At 60.4% G+C, this 16,514-nt stretch carries 22 protein-coding genes; 9 read left to right on the top strand and 13 right to left on the bottom strand.

Translation table 11 applies throughout. The features are described from left to right. Nucleotides 1-49 precede the first annotated feature (49 nt). The gene (mobI, locus tag LV476_RS04890) at nucleotides 50-517 is read left to right on the top strand and encodes a conjugative transfer protein MobI(A/C) (RefSeq protein WP_250073994.1); all 468 of its coding nucleotides are present in this window, start codon (nucleotides 50-52) and stop codon (nucleotides 515-517) included. Nucleotides 518-662: 145 nt separating this feature from the next. Here the strand turns inward: mobI and LV476_RS04885 are convergent, their stop codons facing one another. The 7 genes from LV476_RS04885 to LV476_RS04855 all read right to left on the bottom strand — a co-directional run bounded on the left by LV476_RS04885 (nucleotide 663) and on the right by LV476_RS04855 (nucleotide 5,522). After that, nucleotides 663-2,345, bottom strand: a complete 1,683-nt coding sequence (locus LV476_RS04885; RefSeq protein WP_250073992.1) for a class I SAM-dependent methyltransferase — start codon at nucleotides 2,343-2,345, stop codon at nucleotides 663-665. 72 nt (nucleotides 2,346-2,417) lie between these two features. Beyond that, complete coding sequence (locus tag LV476_RS04880) at nucleotides 2,418-3,620, bottom strand: ComEA family DNA-binding protein (RefSeq protein ID WP_250073991.1); 1,203 nt, start codon at nucleotides 3,618-3,620, stop codon at nucleotides 2,418-2,420. Beyond that, a complete protein-coding gene (locus LV476_RS04875; protein WP_250073989.1) occupies nucleotides 3,617-3,853 on the bottom strand; it encodes a hypothetical protein in 237 nt (78 codons plus the stop codon). The genes LV476_RS04880 and LV476_RS04875 overlap by 4 nt, the downstream gene beginning before the upstream one ends. A gap of 72 nt (nucleotides 3,854-3,925) precedes the next feature. Next, entirely contained in the window at nucleotides 3,926-4,201 is a 276-nt protein-coding gene (locus LV476_RS04870; RefSeq protein WP_250073988.1) for a hypothetical protein, read from the bottom strand. A gap of 122 nt (nucleotides 4,202-4,323) precedes the next feature. Continuing rightward, nucleotides 4,324-4,989, bottom strand: a complete 666-nt coding sequence (locus tag LV476_RS04865) for an SOS response-associated peptidase (RefSeq protein WP_284047410.1) — start codon at nucleotides 4,987-4,989, stop codon at nucleotides 4,324-4,326. A gap of 183 nt (nucleotides 4,990-5,172) precedes the next feature. After that, entirely contained in the window at nucleotides 5,173-5,334 is a 162-nt protein-coding gene (locus LV476_RS04860; protein WP_250073984.1) for a hypothetical protein, read from the bottom strand. 2 nt (nucleotides 5,335-5,336) lie between these two features. Continuing rightward, nucleotides 5,337-5,522 (bottom strand): hypothetical protein, encoded by a 186-nt coding sequence (locus LV476_RS04855; RefSeq protein WP_250073982.1) that lies wholly within the window; start codon nucleotides 5,520-5,522, stop codon nucleotides 5,337-5,339. A 188-nt stretch (nucleotides 5,523-5,710) separates the two neighbouring features. On the opposite strand from LV476_RS04855, the gene LV476_RS04850 reads away from it, so the two are divergent. From LV476_RS04850 to LV476_RS04815, 8 genes are all read left to right on the top strand, one after another. Further along, nucleotides 5,711-6,844 carry an ADP-ribosylglycohydrolase family protein gene (locus LV476_RS04850; protein ID WP_250073981.1) on the top strand — a complete coding sequence of 378 codons (1,134 nt, stop codon included), beginning with the start codon at nucleotides 5,711-5,713 and terminating at the stop codon, nucleotides 6,842-6,844. A 19-nt stretch (nucleotides 6,845-6,863) separates the two neighbouring features. Continuing rightward, a complete protein-coding gene (locus LV476_RS04845; RefSeq protein ID WP_250073979.1) occupies nucleotides 6,864-7,157 on the top strand; it encodes a hypothetical protein in 294 nt (97 codons plus the stop codon). A gap of 289 nt (nucleotides 7,158-7,446) precedes the next feature. Next, a complete protein-coding gene (locus tag LV476_RS04840) occupies nucleotides 7,447-7,623 on the top strand; it encodes a hypothetical protein (RefSeq protein ID WP_250073977.1) in 177 nt (58 codons plus the stop codon). Nucleotides 7,624-7,734: 111 nt separating this feature from the next. Next, entirely contained in the window at nucleotides 7,735-8,877 is a 1,143-nt protein-coding gene (locus LV476_RS04835; RefSeq protein WP_250073975.1) for an ADP-ribosylglycohydrolase family protein, read from the top strand. A 45-nt stretch (nucleotides 8,878-8,922) separates the two neighbouring features. Beyond that, nucleotides 8,923-9,201: a hypothetical protein gene (locus LV476_RS04830; RefSeq protein WP_250073974.1), complete on the top strand. Its 279-nt coding sequence runs from the start codon at nucleotides 8,923-8,925 to the stop codon at nucleotides 9,199-9,201. Continuing rightward, the gene (locus tag LV476_RS04825; protein WP_250073973.1) at nucleotides 9,198-9,815 is read left to right on the top strand and encodes a hypothetical protein; all 618 of its coding nucleotides are present in this window, start codon (nucleotides 9,198-9,200) and stop codon (nucleotides 9,813-9,815) included. Before LV476_RS04830 ends, LV476_RS04825 begins: the two co-directional genes overlap by 4 nt. A gap of 79 nt (nucleotides 9,816-9,894) precedes the next feature. Continuing rightward, the gene (locus tag LV476_RS04820; protein ID WP_250073971.1) at nucleotides 9,895-10,836 is read left to right on the top strand and encodes a metallophosphoesterase; all 942 of its coding nucleotides are present in this window, start codon (nucleotides 9,895-9,897) and stop codon (nucleotides 10,834-10,836) included. A 36-nt stretch (nucleotides 10,837-10,872) separates the two neighbouring features. Further along, on the top strand, nucleotides 10,873-11,085 hold the full coding sequence (locus tag LV476_RS04815; protein WP_250073969.1) for a hypothetical protein: 213 nt from the start codon (nucleotides 10,873-10,875) through the stop codon (nucleotides 11,083-11,085). Nucleotides 11,086-11,152: 67 nt separating this feature from the next. Here LV476_RS04815 and LV476_RS04810 read toward each other — a convergent pair whose 3' ends face one another. The 6 genes from LV476_RS04810 to LV476_RS04785 form a co-directional block, all read right to left on the bottom strand. Beyond that, nucleotides 11,153-11,893 (bottom strand): endonuclease/exonuclease/phosphatase family protein, encoded by a 741-nt coding sequence (locus LV476_RS04810; RefSeq protein ID WP_250073968.1) that lies wholly within the window; start codon nucleotides 11,891-11,893, stop codon nucleotides 11,153-11,155. Continuing rightward, entirely contained in the window at nucleotides 11,886-12,554 is a 669-nt protein-coding gene (locus tag LV476_RS04805; protein ID WP_250073967.1) for a HEPN domain-containing protein, read from the bottom strand. The genes LV476_RS04810 and LV476_RS04805 overlap by 8 nt, the downstream gene beginning before the upstream one ends. Before the next feature lie 48 nt (nucleotides 12,555-12,602). Continuing rightward, nucleotides 12,603-13,373: a SprT-like domain-containing protein gene (locus tag LV476_RS04800; protein WP_250073965.1), complete on the bottom strand. Its 771-nt coding sequence runs from the start codon at nucleotides 13,371-13,373 to the stop codon at nucleotides 12,603-12,605. Between the two features lie 144 nt (nucleotides 13,374-13,517). Further along, nucleotides 13,518-13,943 carry a cyclin-dependent kinase inhibitor 3 family protein gene (locus LV476_RS04795; RefSeq protein ID WP_250073963.1) on the bottom strand — a complete coding sequence of 142 codons (426 nt, stop codon included), beginning with the start codon at nucleotides 13,941-13,943 and terminating at the stop codon, nucleotides 13,518-13,520. Nucleotides 13,944-14,129: 186 nt separating this feature from the next. Further along, nucleotides 14,130-15,437 carry a hypothetical protein gene (locus LV476_RS04790; protein WP_250073961.1) on the bottom strand — a complete coding sequence of 436 codons (1,308 nt, stop codon included), beginning with the start codon at nucleotides 15,435-15,437 and terminating at the stop codon, nucleotides 14,130-14,132. A gap of 48 nt (nucleotides 15,438-15,485) precedes the next feature. Beyond that, nucleotides 15,486-16,478, bottom strand: coding sequence for a helix-turn-helix transcriptional regulator (locus tag LV476_RS04785; protein ID WP_250073959.1), 993 nt, complete (start codon nucleotides 16,476-16,478; stop codon nucleotides 15,486-15,488). Nucleotides 16,479-16,514 lie beyond the last annotated feature (36 nt).

The raw sequence follows: 16,514 nt of genomic DNA, 5'->3' as shown, positions 1-16,514 counted from the left end.
TTTAGAGAGACGTGGTAGACCCAGAAATAGGCGAAGGAGGCCTGGGTGCATGAGAGACGAGATCGACGACGCCCTGGACAACCTGGGCGAGGTCATGGATGCGGTGATCCGATCCGCAGAGTATGAGGCCCAAAGGATTTGTGAACCGTTTTGGGAGAGGTCGCTAGAGATCCGCAGGCAGAGCCGGCCCAAGGATTGGTTCAAGTACACCGTCTTTGTTCGAGGCGAAGAGAAAACAACAGGTAGCTACACGCTGCGGATCGACTGGGCTGAATTGATTTGGATACCGGCCGCATCAGGGGCAGGCCAGAAGCAATGGCAAATGCGATCCAAGTTTCTACGCCGGACGAAAACAGGCAAGTATTCAATTCGCCAGTTCGGGAAAGCCGGCGCCGAGGAAAAGGCGCTAATCCTTGAAACCATGAATCAACTTGAAAAGGTCAACGACATGATCAGGTTGATTGGAAGTATGCGGAAGTCGAAGGCAAACGTGATGAGGAAATATCGCGAGCGGTAGGAGACGGGGGGCATCAAGGCGAAGATATGGATTGAATCGCTCCGACTTCACTAGACACCTCAAGAGTTTCACTGCTGATCCGTTCAGCGCGGCGCAGTTGTTTCTCGCTTTCGATGGTTTCCTTATAGGCGTTTACGATGCCGATTCACAGGCCCATCCACTCAGCCAACTGGAGGTTGGTCTTGAGGCGAAGCCGCTGCCGAAGCATCGCTTCGAAAACGCTCTCGATACTCGCGCCGCGGTTGAGTAATGGCAGCGATGATTCAGCTTCGGCATAGAACTGATCTTCCCGTTCGGTGCCGATGATGGCGGCATCCCACCAATCAAGAATCCGTCCCCGCGATTCCTTGAGCAGCGAATCGGCCGGTAATTTCTCCGCTTTTTTCGCGTTGGCAGTCGCCGATGACGGCATCAGGTTCCAGAGGTCGTTGTTACTCCAACGTGACCAAGGGAAACAGTGGTCGATGTCGTGACGTTTTCGCCGCAGGTCACTGCCCGTCCAGACGCATTCGACCTTGCCCGATTTCAGTTGGCTCTCGATCATGCGGCGGGTCAGGCTTGTGTCACGACGGCCCTCCGACCAGCTCAACGCGTGGCGGCACTCGTCCGCTGAGTGGCTGATGTCCCAGTCCTGCATCAGATTGACCCATTCGTTCACGATTGCGGGCTCAACCCAGCACGCATATCGGCTGAACGTGTCCCAGAGACTTGCTGGGACGCGGAAGCGTCCAAAGCGGGCGAGGGTCTCGCGATCCAATCTCACCGCCTGCGGCTTGATGACCAGGCGTTTCGGGCCACCGTCGAATATCGGCCGGTTCGTGCCCGGCCAAGTCGTGAACCGCGCCGGATTCTTCAAAATGTTTGCCGAGGCATCACGGATTGCGTGGAGCACGGTCGGGGCGATGTCCGCCGAGAGTGATTGGCCGGGACGAAGGTCCAAAACGGAGAGGGTCTTGAGGGCGTTGAAGTGATTCGTGGCGAACCCAAGCCCACGCTTGCCTGGTGATTGCCGTAGGCCGTGTCGGAGTACCAGCGGGTGATAGAGCATCACCCAGAAGAGCCCCAGGGCGCCGAGAGGCAACTCCACGTATTCATCGGTGTGTTCAAGGACAAGGCCGGGAGCGCTGTCGGCGATTCGTACCAACGTGCGGAGTAGGCCAAGCTTGTATGTGGACGACTTGTTGTCGTTGACGATGACGTGACGCAAGGTTGGGAGCGCTCCCGTCCCATCGTCTGGTAGCCGATAAACAGCCGTTTCCCACCAGACCTCCGGCCGTTGGAGTTGATCGGCGTGCGGTGCGCTGCTAAGTGGCACTGGCATGACCGCACGGTGACGCGCCAGCGCGTCGAGTTCTGCCTTGCTTACCTCGTGGAAGACCCGCTCCCCATCACCGGGGCCGTGACGGAGCGTGATGACCAGCATTCCCGACGGCGCCAGCAGCTCCGTCAGGATCCTGAACGCTCGCTCTCGTTGGGTCGGGGCAACGTGCATCCAGACTGCCGAGACGAGAATCAGGTCAAAGCGGTAGGTGAGTTTTCGGACTTGGGCGAGATCCGGAAGTTGATCATCCAACCACTGCACGCTGGCTTTTCCTGTTTCCTGTTCGCCGAGGCGCCGTAGCTCGGCGGCAGGTTCGACCGCGATGACATCCCATCCTCGCTCGGCCAAGGCAAGCGCGTCGCGCCCGCTTGCTGCCCCGACATCGAGGGCAAGGCCGGCCTGGTCAGGTAGAAGCGGCGACCAGTCGCCATGGACGCGTTCAAAGCTCACGGATTGATACTGGGCGAAGAATGTCGAGGCCTTTTGGTTGTATGCCTTGATAGTCATTGGGCCAATGCGCTGGAGACGTGATTGACGGCCGTTCCGAGACAGCTTGAGGACTGTATCAGGTGGCGATCGTCAGACGGTCACACCATGCGCCTTGATTTGCTCCAGACGCGCGGGACCGATGCCATCGATCGCGCGGAGTTGCTCGATGCGCTCGATCGGCCGCATGCCGACGAGGTCCTCCGCGCGTTCCGGGCCGATGTGGGGCAGGGACTGGAGATCTTCGAGTGAGGCCGTGTTCAGATTGATGGAATGGCTGCTCGCGGGCCTGCTGGCGGACCGTTTCCCTGGTGGCGGGGTCGTTTTGGTGGCTTGCTCCGATTGGTCGACCGGTTCAAGTTCCAACCCGGCGAAATCGGCGAACACCTCCAGCATCCGCTCTTGCAGTACGGTTCTAGGTCCTTGGGCGAGCGCCGCTTCGTCCGCGATGAGCAGCAGTTCGCCCATGTCCGACACCGCTAGCCGTCTCGACAGGATCTCGGCAACTCGCCCGAGCACTGCCAGGTGCCAGTCGCCTTCCGGTGCATTTCGCTCGATGTAGGACAGCATCGGCACCGCACGCTCTACTTCCTCGGCGTCGATCATTTCCGATGACGCTGGCTCTCCCCGTCCCCAACACGCGAAAGCCAGGTGGGTCGCTGCTCGCAGTTCGGCATCCGTCATCCGGCCGAGTGTGTCCAGAACCTCGACGTCGAATTGCCGCTGGAGACGCTCGAGTCGCCAGTTGCGCAGGCGGCGTCTTAGGGTTTGCATGGCGGGCGGCGTAGCTTTAATCAGCCAGGCCGTGCCGCGAGCCAAACTGGCGACGACCTGTACCAGTAATCGCAGAGCCGAGACCACCATTTGCGACAGCAGCCCGATAGCCGAGAAGGCGAAGTAGATCGACTGGAGTACGACGGCATTTCGGCCTCGGACCTGGACGCCGGCGATCTTGGCTGAAGAGCGGTTGGGCTTGATCCAGTTGAACGTCCCTAGCCGGTTGCGCGTTGAAACCGTCACGCCCGTTTTCGACAGATTCAGCTTGGTCGGTCCGCGTCCGTAGCGACCGCGAAGAATGAACCGGCCGTTTTGTAGCGCGATCTGGGTGTCCTTGACCGGCGTGGCCGAGACGCGAATGCCTTGTGCCGTGTTGCCGGTGAAATTGACGCCGGCTGCTTTCGTCTGGGCACGTAGGGACACCTCACCCGTTCGGCTGGCCCGCAAATAGCGCCCACGATGCTCGATGCGGACTTGCCGACCGTCGGCGTCCTTCTTGCCGATGTTGAAGAAGCTCATTGTTTGCTCGGGCTGTCCGTCTCCTCGAGATAATTCAGTACCGATCGGATTGCCACGAAAAGCAGTATGTAGAAGATGGCCTTGAGTTCTAAGGCCGGGGCCGAGCCGATCAGCAGAGACGACCACTCGGTGCCGCTATCCCGCTCCAGCAGTGAGGCGGCCATCCAGAGGGCGCAGACGAGAGAGAAATAGCTCACATGGGAGGCAACCTGCATCATTTCCCGCCTAGTCATGTTCATCATCGGTTTGTTTTGAGCTTGCTTCGACATGGTGTTTCTACCCCTTTGTTTCTTGACGTTCGTCGGTCAGAACCCGCGATGATCGTGCCCGGCATCCAACTCGATGTTCTTGGCCTTGGCCTGCAGGGCAGCGAACCCCGCGAGGTACATGATCGGCTTGATCTCGGGCGCGGGCACCTCCCAGACCAGCCAGGCGGGAAGCGATATGACCCCGTCGTGGTTCATGAGCATCAGGGCGGCGTAAAGCGCGAAGCCGAGGATGATGTATGACCCCTCGCGCAGTCTTTTCGCAAAGGTCAGGTTTCGCTCTCGGTCGTGGTCGTGAACGTCGGTGGTCTTCATGGAGCATCCCTCCTGGTTTGGGTGAACTCACCGAGTCGTCGGTGATGTCTCCAACCTAGCTCGGGATTTCGGATCAGCTAATTAATTTGGGAGTCGCCATGAAAAGGCGTTCTGGCGGGGGATCAAGAGCGGTCGGGATTGGTCGGTGTGATCAGTTCGGCGCCTTCGGCGTCCGCTCGATTGACCACGGGGCTGACCCGGAATGCGCGGAAGTCTTCGATCGGTTCGTGGTGAACCTGCTCGCGGAGCTCGTCGGGATCGGTCAGCCCGGGTGACAGCCAGGAGGTGATGCTCTCCGGAGTAAGCACCAGCGGCATTCGGTCATGGATCGTCTTGGCCATGCCGCGGGCTGGCTCGGTGATGATGGCCATGGTTTGGCTGTCGTCTTTTCCCCGGGCCATCAGGCCGGCGAACACGATCGGGTGGCCATCGTTGCGCGCGAAGTACCAAGGCAGCTTTTTGCCGTGCTCTTCCATCCACTCGTACCAGCCGTCGGCGGGCACGAGGCAGCGGTGATTACGGAAGCTGTCGAGGAAGTAGCGGCTTTTACGCAGGCTTTCGGCTCGGGCATTGATCGGCGTGGGGGCGTCCTGCCCGGCCCAGTGGGGGTGGAAGCCCCAGTGTGCCTCGGTACCGATTGGTTCGCCGGAGGCTGGATTGGGGGCAATTACCGGGACCACTCGGCCCGGCGCGATGTTGTATGTCGGATCCCAGTCCAACTCAATCGATAGCCCGAGGTGTTGTGCGACCCGCATCGGGTTTGTGTGAAGGGCATAGCGACCGCACATGGCTCAGACCCTCGGCAAAGTGGTCGACGTTCTCGAATCAATGCCCATCGTGTCCCGGGGTATCGTCGGAGCCGTTGGGCGCGTGGCGCTCAGCTCTGCCCAGCCTATTGGCGTAACGAACCAATACTATTGCAATCAGGATTGCCACGACGAGGAAGCCAAAGCCTAGCAACAAGCCCTTGATCACTGTTCGTTCCCCCATTCGATTTCGTGACGGCGGCAATGCTCCTTTTCCCGTTCTGCACGCATTCGTTTCACGATGTGTCGATAAAGCACGAAGACCGGCCCCAAGAAGACAATGGTCAGGGCCAGTCCGGTCAGCATCGTCGTGAACCAGTCCGACATGGTCACGCTCCCCCTTTCCGTTCTGGCCGATCGGAAGTCGTTATGCCCTGATCATAGCGTGCTCGGTTTCGCTCATTTCGCTGTCGACGATCCCGCCGCTGCACCCAGTTGGCAAAGGCGAAAAGCCCGGCGGTGAATACGGCCAGCCAGGCCGCGCCGGCGAGAAACGCTATCCAGTTTTCGCTCATGTCAGTTTTCCCGTCTTAAAGCGTCGTAGTCGCTTTGCTTGTATGCAGCAATCCAGACTAAGGCTTTCCATGAAATCGGCAATTTATCTCCGGGATCAAATGATCGTCGAGTCTCGCGACAGGATTTGTCGCGGCCGGGCCGTAAAGTGGTGTCACGTTAAGCGTGGGTACAGGGCCAAGGAGGCAGCATGGCAGGGGTCATGGAAACCATTCCAGATGAGTTGAGGCCGCTGCAGTCGAGGTTCCGCGGCTGCCTGCTTGGTGGTGCCGTGGGGGACGCGCTGGGCGCACCAGTCGAGTTCATGAGTCGCAGCGAGATCGAGGGGGCCTTCGGGCCTGACGGCATCACGGACTTTGCCCCGGCCTATGGTGGGGTGGGGCGGATCACCGACGACACCCAGATGACACTCTTCACGGCCGACGGCTTGATCCGGGCCTATGTGCGTGGCAGCACCAAGGGCATCGTCCATGCCCCGAGCGTCGTGCGTTATGCCTACTCGCGTTGGCTGATCACCCAAGGTATTGAGCCGCATGAGGACTGGCGTCCTGGGGAGGATTGGTTTGGGTGGCTCGACGAGCAGCGCGAATTGCGTCATCGCAGGGCACCGGGCAATACCTGCATCACGGCGCTGTCCCGCGGCGAACTGCGGGATGACATCGCGGACAACAACAGCAAGGGCTGTGGTGGCGTGATGCGGGTGGCCCCGGTCGGGCTCAATGCCTCGCTTGGCAACGAGTTCATCGAGGGCGACGACGGGTTTCGCTTGGGGTGCGAGCTGGCCGCGTTCACCCACGGGCATCCGACGGGCTTTCTCGCTGCCGGTGCCTTGGCAGCCCTCATCGCCAACGTGACCAAGGGCGACGATGTCGAGACCGCGTTGACCAAGGCGAGGGAATCCTTGCGCGCAGAGCCGGATTGCGGGGAGACGCTGGATGCCCTCGACCAGGCCCGGGATCTCGCTCGAAGCGACGTGTCGCGTACTGACGCGATCACGAGGCTGGGAGAGGGCTGGGTCGCCGAGGAGGCACTGGCCATCTCGGTCTACTGTGCTCTGGTGGCCCATGATTTCCGTGACGGGGTGACCCTGGCCGTCAACCACGACGGTGACTCCGATTCGACCGGGGCGATCACTGGGAACATCCTCGGGGCACGTTGGGGGCTGGAGTCGATCCCGGCGGAATGGCTTGCTCGCCTCGAGCTTTTCCAGGTAATCATCGAGCTGGCGGATGATTTGTTGAGCTGCCGCTCCTGGCCGGTTGGCGAGCTGGGCGACGACTGGGACTTCGACTCGTTGGTGATGAAAAAATACCCGCCGGTATAAGTAGGAACGGAGTGTCGCCATGAACGAAGCGCTTTTCTTCTCGACCACGCTGCTTCTCGCTTGGGCTTGGCTGGGCTTCTTCTATGCCGGTTGTTGGCTGCTGCTCTCCCTTCTGCGCCAGGGTTTGGACAAGCGTGACCGTGCCTATCTTCGAGGGATGCCCTGGGAGGAGTTGCCGGAGGAAGAGCGTCGCCGAGTCTCCCAGCGCTGGCGAACCACTCGCTGGCGGGGTCTGAAACACTACGTGGTGGGTCTGTTGCTCCTCGGTGTCGCCTGGGTGGCGACGATTGCCTTTCTGGCTCCGACATCGTGATTCGCTGATGCGATGCCACGCGAAAGTACCGGACAAATGGAATGGATAACGCCTCCGCGAATGCGCCGACTACGGACCGCTTCACCCTGCGCCCCGGGCGCTGGTATGCCTGGATGATGCTTCCGGGTTACCAAGGCCCCTACGTCTCCCCGATCTACGTCACTGCCGTCACGCAGGAAAAGACCGGTGGTCACACGCTCAGCTTGAGTTTCCACAACGCCTATTACGCGACCGGCGTCCAGCATTCGAGGGCGTGCGTGGACGTGTTCTCAAGCGATTCCGGGACCACATGCTCCTTGACCTGACGGTCGGCCAGCCCGGCTCCGGGCGGAGTGCGGTGATCAGCGAGATATCCGAGCAATGGCTGCGAATGGCGGGGACGGCGGACAAGTACGAGCAAAACGGCAGGGATTGGCAGGACGTCCTGACCCAGGCTCATTTCCGCGGCCATCCGCCCGGCGGGTGAGTGCCCTTGGCCTCAAACGGCGAGGTTCGCGGTGAGCGCGACATTAAGTGTCGCAACCCTTCGATAGGCTGGACGCACACTGACCAAGGCCCGCGGGGCGAGGGAGGCGACATGGCTGGATTGATTGCGAACGTTCCCAGGGATCTGGCTCCCCGGCAGTCCCGCTTTCGCGGCTGCCTGCTCGGCGGTGCCGTGGGTGATGCGCTCGGCGCACCCGTGGAGTTCATGACGCGTGCCCAGATCGACTCGACCTTTGGTCCCGATGGCATACAGGACTTCGCCCCAGCCTACGGTGGCCTTGGGCGTATTACGGACGATACCCAGATGAGCCTTTTCACCGCTGACGGGCTGATCCGAGCCTGGGTGGCGAGCCATCACACCGAGTGGTTTGTCCACGTCGCGACCGAAGTGAAGTCTGCCTACCTCCGCTGGTTGCTGACACAGGGCTACGAGCCGCGGCACGAGCCCGTTCCTAAGGAGGATTCGCTGGGATGGCTCTACGAGCATCCCGAACTTCACCATGCCAGGGCGCCGGGGAATACCTGCCTGAGTTCGCTGATCGAGATGGGTGAGGGCGAATTGCGGGCCATGAACGACAGCAAGGGCTGTGGCGGCGTGATGCGGGTTGCACCCGTGGCCTTGGCTGCGATGGTTGGTGGTGACTTTCCGCGAACAGAAGAGGCGTCCGACCGTGCCTACGAGATTGCCGGGATCACGCATGGCCACCCCACCGGGAAGGTCGCCGCCTGTGGATTGGCGCTGCTCGTCATCTTGGCTGCTAGGGACGAGGATCTGCGAGTCGCGGCGCGTCCCGTGTTGAGTGTCTACCTCTCCGAGTACGGCGAGGAGGCCAAGGAGACGATGCGCGCCGTCGATCACGCGTTGACGCTGGCGGATTCCGACGTTGATCGCAAGGAGGCGATCGCGCAGCTCGGAGAGGGCTGGGTGGCCGAGGAGGCACTGGCGATATCGCTCTACTGTGCGCTGGTCGCCCGTGATTTCCGTGATGGCGTGACGCTGGCGGTGAACCACGGTGGCGATTCGGATTCCACCGGGGCGATCACCGGCAACATCCTCGGGGCGAGGTGGGGCGTCGAGGCGATCCCGCCGGAATGGCTGGCCGCGCTCGAACTCCGCGAGGTGATCACGGAGATTGCCGACGATCTGCTCACCCACCGGGACTGGCCGATTACCGAGGCCGATCGCGATCCGGCATTCGACGAACGCGTCATGGCGAAGTACCCGCCGTTTTGAGGGCGCCGGCGAAGGCCAACGAAAAGACAGCCAGAGGAGGTCACGATGACACCCACCACGAACACGATGAACTGGCAGCAGGTATCACGGATCCTGTTCGAAACCGACCCGATGCATACCGCTTGCAAGGAGAATGACTGTTTCGACGAGTACGACCGCGTTGCCCGGGGCGTCATCGCCGAGATCGAGAACGGGGTGACGCTGGACGGCGCGCTGGAGCAGGTCCTTGGCGACTGGTTCGGCCAGGAGCTGATCGAATCCCGGGATCTTGCGCCGGTCGTCGAACAACTGAACACCCAGCAGGTTGGAGGGGGTAGCCGATGAGAACCAGTAACCTCAAGGAGCTGTTGAACAGCAAGGTCCGTGAGCGTTCGCGGGAGGACATCCTCAAGGCGATGGGCTACTCGCCGGTACGCCAGTCCAACCGTGACCGATTGGATAAGGTGCTAGCCGACGACACACTGGGGCTGGAGGGCAAGGACTATGACCTCAAGTACGACAGCCGGGGATTCGTGGAGGCATTGTGCAAAGCGGTGGGCCTCGACTACGGCGAGCACGAGGCGGAAGTCGACGAAACTCAGGACTGGATCGTCACCGAGCGCGAGGCGTTCCAGCCCTATCTGTTCGCCGACACGGGCTTCAAGCGCGCCGATCGGCCGAACACGAGCGTCGTCATCCTCGCGGCCCTGGAGTCCAAGCGGAACCTTTGTCTATCGAGAGAAGCGCGTCTCGCCCCTCGTGACAAGGTGATCGAGGAAGCGGTCGAGACGGTGCGTTCGCACTACCGGGAGACCGGCGGCGAATTGCCCGTCTGGGGCACGATCCAGCGTTACCTGCTGTTCCTCGCCCCCGGCGAGAGCGTGGTTATCGGTACCGATGGATCGATCCAGGGCGAGGGACCTCGACATGTGCCCTCGCGCGCTGGGGCCGCCGTGTGACGGCCGTTGGCGTTATCCCCTGGCAGTCAGAGGACCCTCAGGGGGGTGGGCACGCGGAGGAGAGAAGACAGGAGCTTGAATGTACGACTTGATCGGTGACATCCACGGCCATGCGACGGCCCTGAAGAAACTGCTCACGAAAATGGGCTACCGCGAGACCGAGGGTGTCTGGCGCCACCCGGAGCGCCAGGTGATCTTCCTCGGGGATTTCGTCGACCGCGGCCCGGAACAGATCGAGACGGTTCGCATCGCCCAGGCCATGGTCGAGACCGGTGCTGCCTTGGCCGTGATGGGAAATCACGAGTTCAACGCGGTGGCCTGGGCCACGCCGGACCCGGATGTCGCGGGTGAGTACCTGCGCCCGCACAACGAGAAGAATCGTGACCAGCATGCCGCCTACCTCGAGCAGGTGGGCGAGGGGAGTGCGCTGCACCGGGAGCACATCGACTGGTTTCGGACCCTGCCGTTGTATCTCGACCTCGATGGCCTGCGCGTCGTGCATGCCTGCTGGCACGAGCCATCGTTCGCCGAGCTGACTCCCCACCTGGATGGTTCCAACCGTGTCCAGCGGCAGGCCTGGCCCGCTCTGACGACGAAGGGTACGTCCAGCTTCGAGGCAGCCGAAACCGTTCTCAAGGGACTCGAAATTCCGTTGCCTCGCGGTGCCATGTTCCTCGACAAGGACGAAAACCCGCGCCGGCACATCCGGACCCGTTGGTGGGAGCAGGAACAACTTACTTACCGCAGCCTTGCCATGGTGCCGGAGGAGGCGATCGAGTCGATCCCGCATGACCCCATTCCCGAGGATGTCCTGCCGGGATACGAGGGCGACAAGCCTCTATTCGTTGGCCACTACTGGCTTACCGGTGAGCCGGAACCCTTGAGCCCACACATCGCGTGCCTCGATTACAGCATTGCTGGCGGACACACCGAGTCTGGCGTTCCGGGCAAGCTGGTGGGCTATCGATGGAATGGAGAAAGCGCGATCGACCCGGCCAACTTCTGTTGGGTGACCGATTAAGGCGATCGAGACGGAACGGGAAAGGAGATCAATTGTATGAGCAAGAAAAAGAAGACTGGCTTTCCAAAGGATCTTTGGGTGATCGAGGGGGTGGATCGTATGAACTGGGACGATGATTTCCGTGTGGCAGGCCCCATGCCGCGAGAAGAGGCCCATGCAGAATACGACCGGCTGACGGAAAACGGCACCACGAAGACGGCGCAAGACAAGTCAGCACTCAGCTACTACGTGATGCGACAAGTGGGCTGATTGCAATGGTTACTCGTGCCGGCGTGCTCGGCGCCATGGCATCGGGCTTGGTGATGTTTCCGGATACTCAGTCCAAGGATTCGGCAGGTAGTTCGAGGTCGGTGATCACCGGGACGTGATCACTGTATGTTCTCCACTCAGAGAATCCCGGTATCTCGACCCGCTGGCATCTCAAGGTGTGGTGCAGGAAGCAGTAGTCGATGTGAAACGGCTTGTCCGGATTCTTGGTGTGGAAGTAAGTCGGTCTCGATTCCCGACCGAACGCCTCGCCGGTCAGGTGGTGGTAGGCGCTGAACAGCCCGAGTTGATCCAGGTCGTGCTGGATATCGCGAAAGCGGGCCGCCTTGCCGATGTGGTCCCAGATCGTCGAGTTGTTGAAGTCGCCCGCGACAACGCTGGGTCCCTCGCGAAGCCATTCCGACAAGTCTGATATCACCTCGCGCGGGTTGCCCGTGTATCCGGGGCCAATGCGACTCGCGCGATGATTGAATGCCCATGTGGCGAGCATTCGAAGCCGACCCTCGCCGATGGATACGGGCAGGAAATAGGCCCAGTGATACTTGGCGTGCGGGCTGACCTCTAGGGTGAGTCCTTTTGAGATCACGCCGAGGCCCTTGCGCGGGTTGCTCCCCGTCCAGACGAACCGGTAACCCGCTGGAACAGGCAGCGATTGCTCGCACTCCTGAATCACGGCGACGTCGGGCTCCAGGGCCAGTAGTCGATCGAGCTTTTTGCCGAGGGACAGGTTGCCGTTCCAGGTCACGACTCGGAGTGAATGATCGCTCGATCGGTCGGCGGCATCAGACATCCTTGACCACCGGATAGCTGGCATCACCCCAGAGCGTGTCGGAATGATTCATCATGATCTCGACCACGGCGGGCACGAGCTGACACAGCAGCTGAACACAGTCATGCACTTGTCGTCGGTTTACCTGGCTGTTCCAAGTCGCACCGCCATGGATGATCTGGTTGCGGAGTATGTAGGTGCGACGCAGTACAATGGCCAGCACCGTCGCCGTGTCCTGATTGGCCAGCGCCGCGTTGGCTGCAGCCTTGCCCTTTCTGAAGCGTTCTTCCCAGGTAGCCGCGTCGATCTTTCCCTTCTGCCAGTCCCAGAAGCTTGCGAACACGTAGCGGTTGTCGAGCAGTAGCCGGATGCTTTTCGGAAACTCCTGCCAGACGAGCCGGTCGAGCAGTCCCTTGTCATCAAGCCCCTGCAGTTTTCTCAGGAATTCTCCGAAGGCTTTTTGCTGCGTTCGGCCTGCCTCACCGTCAATTTCGTTGGCGTAGGCGGCGTTAAAGGCCACCCAAAGGAAGATGAACTGACCATCCGGGTCGTCGGCGAGCTCGGCCCGTTGAAGCCAGCTCAAGGCACGGTGGACCCGCAGCCCCAGATTTTCCCCGTAGGCATCCCGTTCGGCGCGTTGGCGGGTCTTGAGTTCGTCGAATCGGCAGTCGAGTTGGGACATTGTGTGCCTCCTTGGCGTTTAAGTAGCGATCCATGCGTGGCTAATTGGTCAGGCTTCGGCTGGAGTGCTCGGATCGAGCATTTCCTCGTAGCAGCTGCCACACATCAGTGGGGTCTCCGGTTTGGCCCACGCCCGAGCTTCGCACTGTGGGCAAACCAACCGGACCTTGGGGTCGCGTCTCGGTTCGGGCGGGGAAAAGACCGTCGGTGTGTCGTTGCCAGCCTCTTCGGGAAGCTGGATCGTTTCAACCGGGGCCTCGCTCGTCGCGATATCCAATCCCTGTTCGGCCAGTTCTTCGCGCACTCGCTTGACTGACTCCGGTTCGACCGGGGCATGACGGTCGAACCAGGGCAGGGTGAAGCCCTCGGCAAGCAGGTCCGTGCAGGCCTTGGCGTATGCACCTTCCGGTTCGATGTAATGGCTCACTCGCCGCCCGGTCTGCTTGCCCTCCGGCAGACCGGTGTCGCTGGGCACTAGGCCAATGGCTTCCATCTTTGCCACCCATTCGCGGTTGTGATGGTTGGACCGACTCGGCTTGCCGAAGCATTCCTGCCAGTGGTGGACCATCTCGTGGACCAGTGTCGAGAGCGAGACTTCGAGTGGTTGGAGCGTGAAATGCCCCGGGTGCAGACCGAGCTCGTGAATGACGGTGCCTTCGGCCGAGACGAACCGCTCGGCGTGGTGGTAGCCGCGCTGTCGCCGGGAACTGCGGAGCGTGATCAAGCAGGCGGGCAACTCATTACCAAACAGCCGCTCGTTGAAGTGATCGAAGGCACGCTGCAGCGCCGAGTACATGGCTAGGGTTGGGGGAGTGGTCATAGTGGTCGAGGTGTTTTCGGACTGGGTGCGCCTCATTTTACCGGACTCTGATGCGCGAAATCGGAGTCAAAAAACAATGAAAAAACAAACGGATAAGCTTTTGTGACACGAAATCGGTTTTTGTGACAGGTGACCGCGGACACCCTAGGTGTCGAATAGATAGCGTTCCTGTTCCGTGGTTTCGACTGCACCTGGGCGGACCGCTCGAATTTGTCGCAAGGCGTCGGCGGCGGGTACACCAGAGGCCGTCATCAGAAGGCCTACGACCAACCCGGTTCGACCAAGGCCTCCACGGCAATGCACCACCACCGATTCGCCCACGTCCAGCTTCGACAAGATCGCGTTACGTGCAGCCGGCCATGCCCGCTCGAACCGCTCGTCGGGAATGGATACATCCTGGATTGGAAGGTGGAGCCACGTCATGCCATGTGCCTTGGTTCGCTCTCCTAGGTGGCCAACCTTCAGGGATTCCAACTCGTGGTTTTCCATCAACGTGACCAGTGTCGTGGCACCCCAAGTGCGGATTGCCTTGAGGTCCGTGTCGAGATCGCGCTCCCATGTACCTGTCATCGCGTTTGGATCCTGTTTTCCCGGGCAGAAGGTCAGCCCGATTGTTCCGCTGCCAGGTCGCTGGATAGTGGCGATACGTAGTGGGTGAGTGATACTTGTTCTTCGCATTGGGATCACCAAAAAAGGAAGGCAAGCCGGTAATGGCTTGCCTTTTCACAGTGTCGGCCTAGTTGCCCGAGACGTGGCTCACTCGGAGCTTGTCACAGCGTCGGCTTTGGGCCGACGGTGGTCCTTGAGCTTTTGCCGCCCTTCCTGGTATTTCTCCTGGGCGAAGTTGGCGAGATCAACGCGCCAAATCGCCTGGAAGGCCTTGATGCCGAGGTAGAGGAACAGCAGCGGCAGGGCGATCGTCTTGAGCACGAACAGGCTGATGAGCCGAATCGAGGAGTCGATGAAATCGTCAGCCAGTTGACCGATGTTATCGAGGCTCAGTGAATCTTTGATGGCTGACATCTTTCGGGACACCGAACTCATGAACGATCCATCCTTGCCCGCGAGGATGGCCCGGATGTCTTGTGCTTCCTCGGCATATTCCTCGATTTGGTCATTAAGAGCGTCCATTCGGCTGGACAGTTGCTCGACCTTGTCTGCCGCTTGATCACGGGCCCCCTCGGCTTTGTCGTACTCCGGGGTGTCTTTCATGAAATTGATCGCGTCCATGGTCGACCGGCCCTCGTCAAGCCTCTCGACTCTCTCCTGAGCCGCTGTCAGTTCATCACGCGCCTTTTCGAGTTTGGTGGCCAGTTCCTGGCTGGCTGTCATTGCCTGCTGTTTTGCGGACTCGGCCTCGGTCAGCCTTGCCTCGAGCGTTGCTTTCTCTTCGGCAGATAGGTCGATTTCGGACTCGGCCGCCTGGAACTGGTTGGATTGCTGGGCCAGCTTCTGCGCTTCTGCCTCGGTCTGTTCTTCAAGGAAGGCGTTGTCTGCCATCGCGCTCGCGGCCAGCACAAGGATCAAGAGGAATCGAACAAGGCCAACGGTCAGGAAGACCTTGAAAGCGGTATTTGTGATGCCCGATGGGCCATATCGAAGGATGGCGATAAATAAAAGACCGCCGATCGTGAGAAGGATCTTGAAGCCCGTTGAAGAGACAATCTCGATAATGATCTTTTGCAGGACCAGCGAGGCTGTGGCGAATTTCATGACGGTCGAGAAGTCTTCGACCATGTCATCGATAGGATCCAGCGCGGCTCCGATGTCGGCGCTAACGAAGGGCACACTCACTTCTGCCGATTTGATGACGGAGACCGTCGCGTTGATCGCTCGGGCGGATGCAAAGCTGGTCACTGCCGTGACGAGTGTTTGATCGATGTAACTTTCCGTCTTCCGATCGAAGACTTCGACCCACGAGACCAAGATCAAAAGAACGACCGCCACATAGATGCTCACCTTCCGGTAGGACCGGACAGACAACTGATTGGCACCATCGGACGTCTGTTCCTTTTCGAGGGTCTGAGTGTCCGCTTGTTTCTGTTGCGTCTTGTCCTCTTCCATGGGGGGCTCCTGGATGCTGTCGCTGGTTTGTTGGTTTTACGGGGCTAGCTAGGTCTCATAGGTCGCCAGTTGCCGCTGGATGCCTTCTATCGCCCAGTCACGCAACGGCTTCGGTGATTTGATTTCCACGTCGGGGCCGAATCCTCGTAGCCACCAGCGGAGCTGGTGAGTATCTCGGACGTCGGCTGTCAGCTCGAGCCGGGCGTCATCGCAGACCGTCAGCGAGCGCTGTCCCTCGACTGGGGTTTCGAATAGGTGCTTACCCGCTCCCGAAGAAAAGCGAGCAACGAGCCGGATTGTTTTCTCATGCTGACCGGCGTCAAACCCGCCGCGTCCAACCCAGTCGTCGATGTTGAAGTCCGCAAGTTCACGCTTTGGCTGATCGGTCTCTTCGGCCTCGAGAAACCGATGGAGGGCAAACATGACCACATCGTCATAGTCGCGGTGGTTGGCAACGAGATAGGTGACGGCGTCACGAAACGCGAGGCCCTGTGGACTCAGGATGTACTGCCGAGGCTCGCTGTCTCTAGGCTTGTAGGTGGCCGCAAAGCGGCGGTCGTGCAGTAGAGAGTCATACACGACCCTCGCAATATCCGGATCGATCTCCGGCGGTTGAAGGGGCTGGGAGCGTGGGAGAAGGCGAATCTTGTCGCGCCAGGCGAATAATCCGTTGCCATTGGACTCGAGCACGTGGTGCGCATGGCGGAAATGTGGATCCATCAGGCTCAGTACGCCAATAGGAAGCATTTCCTTGAGATATTCCTCGGCCATCGTGAACGTCAGGGCCGTCGCGGCATCCATGCTTTGCAGTGGTTCTGCGGCGGAATCTTTTGACCAGGACCATCCGTAGGGGGTGTTGCGCTCGTCGCTTACCAACGGAAAGTGTGCGGAAAGGTCCTGGAGATTGCGCTGGATGGTGCGTTGCGTTACCTCGAATCCCGCGGCGGCGAGCCGCGCGCGTAGTTCCGAGGTGGAGATCTTCCTGGGCTCTCGCGGGATATGGCGGAGCATCTCAATCTTTCGAATGGCGGTGTCTACCATGGCTAGTCCAATAGTGAGATGACTGGGTGACCTTAC

It is taken from the genome of Guyparkeria hydrothermalis, from assembly GCF_023555385.1.
GTDB classification, from domain to species: Bacteria; Pseudomonadota; Gammaproteobacteria; order Halothiobacillales; family Halothiobacillaceae; genus Guyparkeria; species Guyparkeria hydrothermalis_A.
The sequence above is the reverse complement of the archived record's forward strand: the minus strand, read 5'-3'. Positions and strand labels throughout refer to the sequence as shown.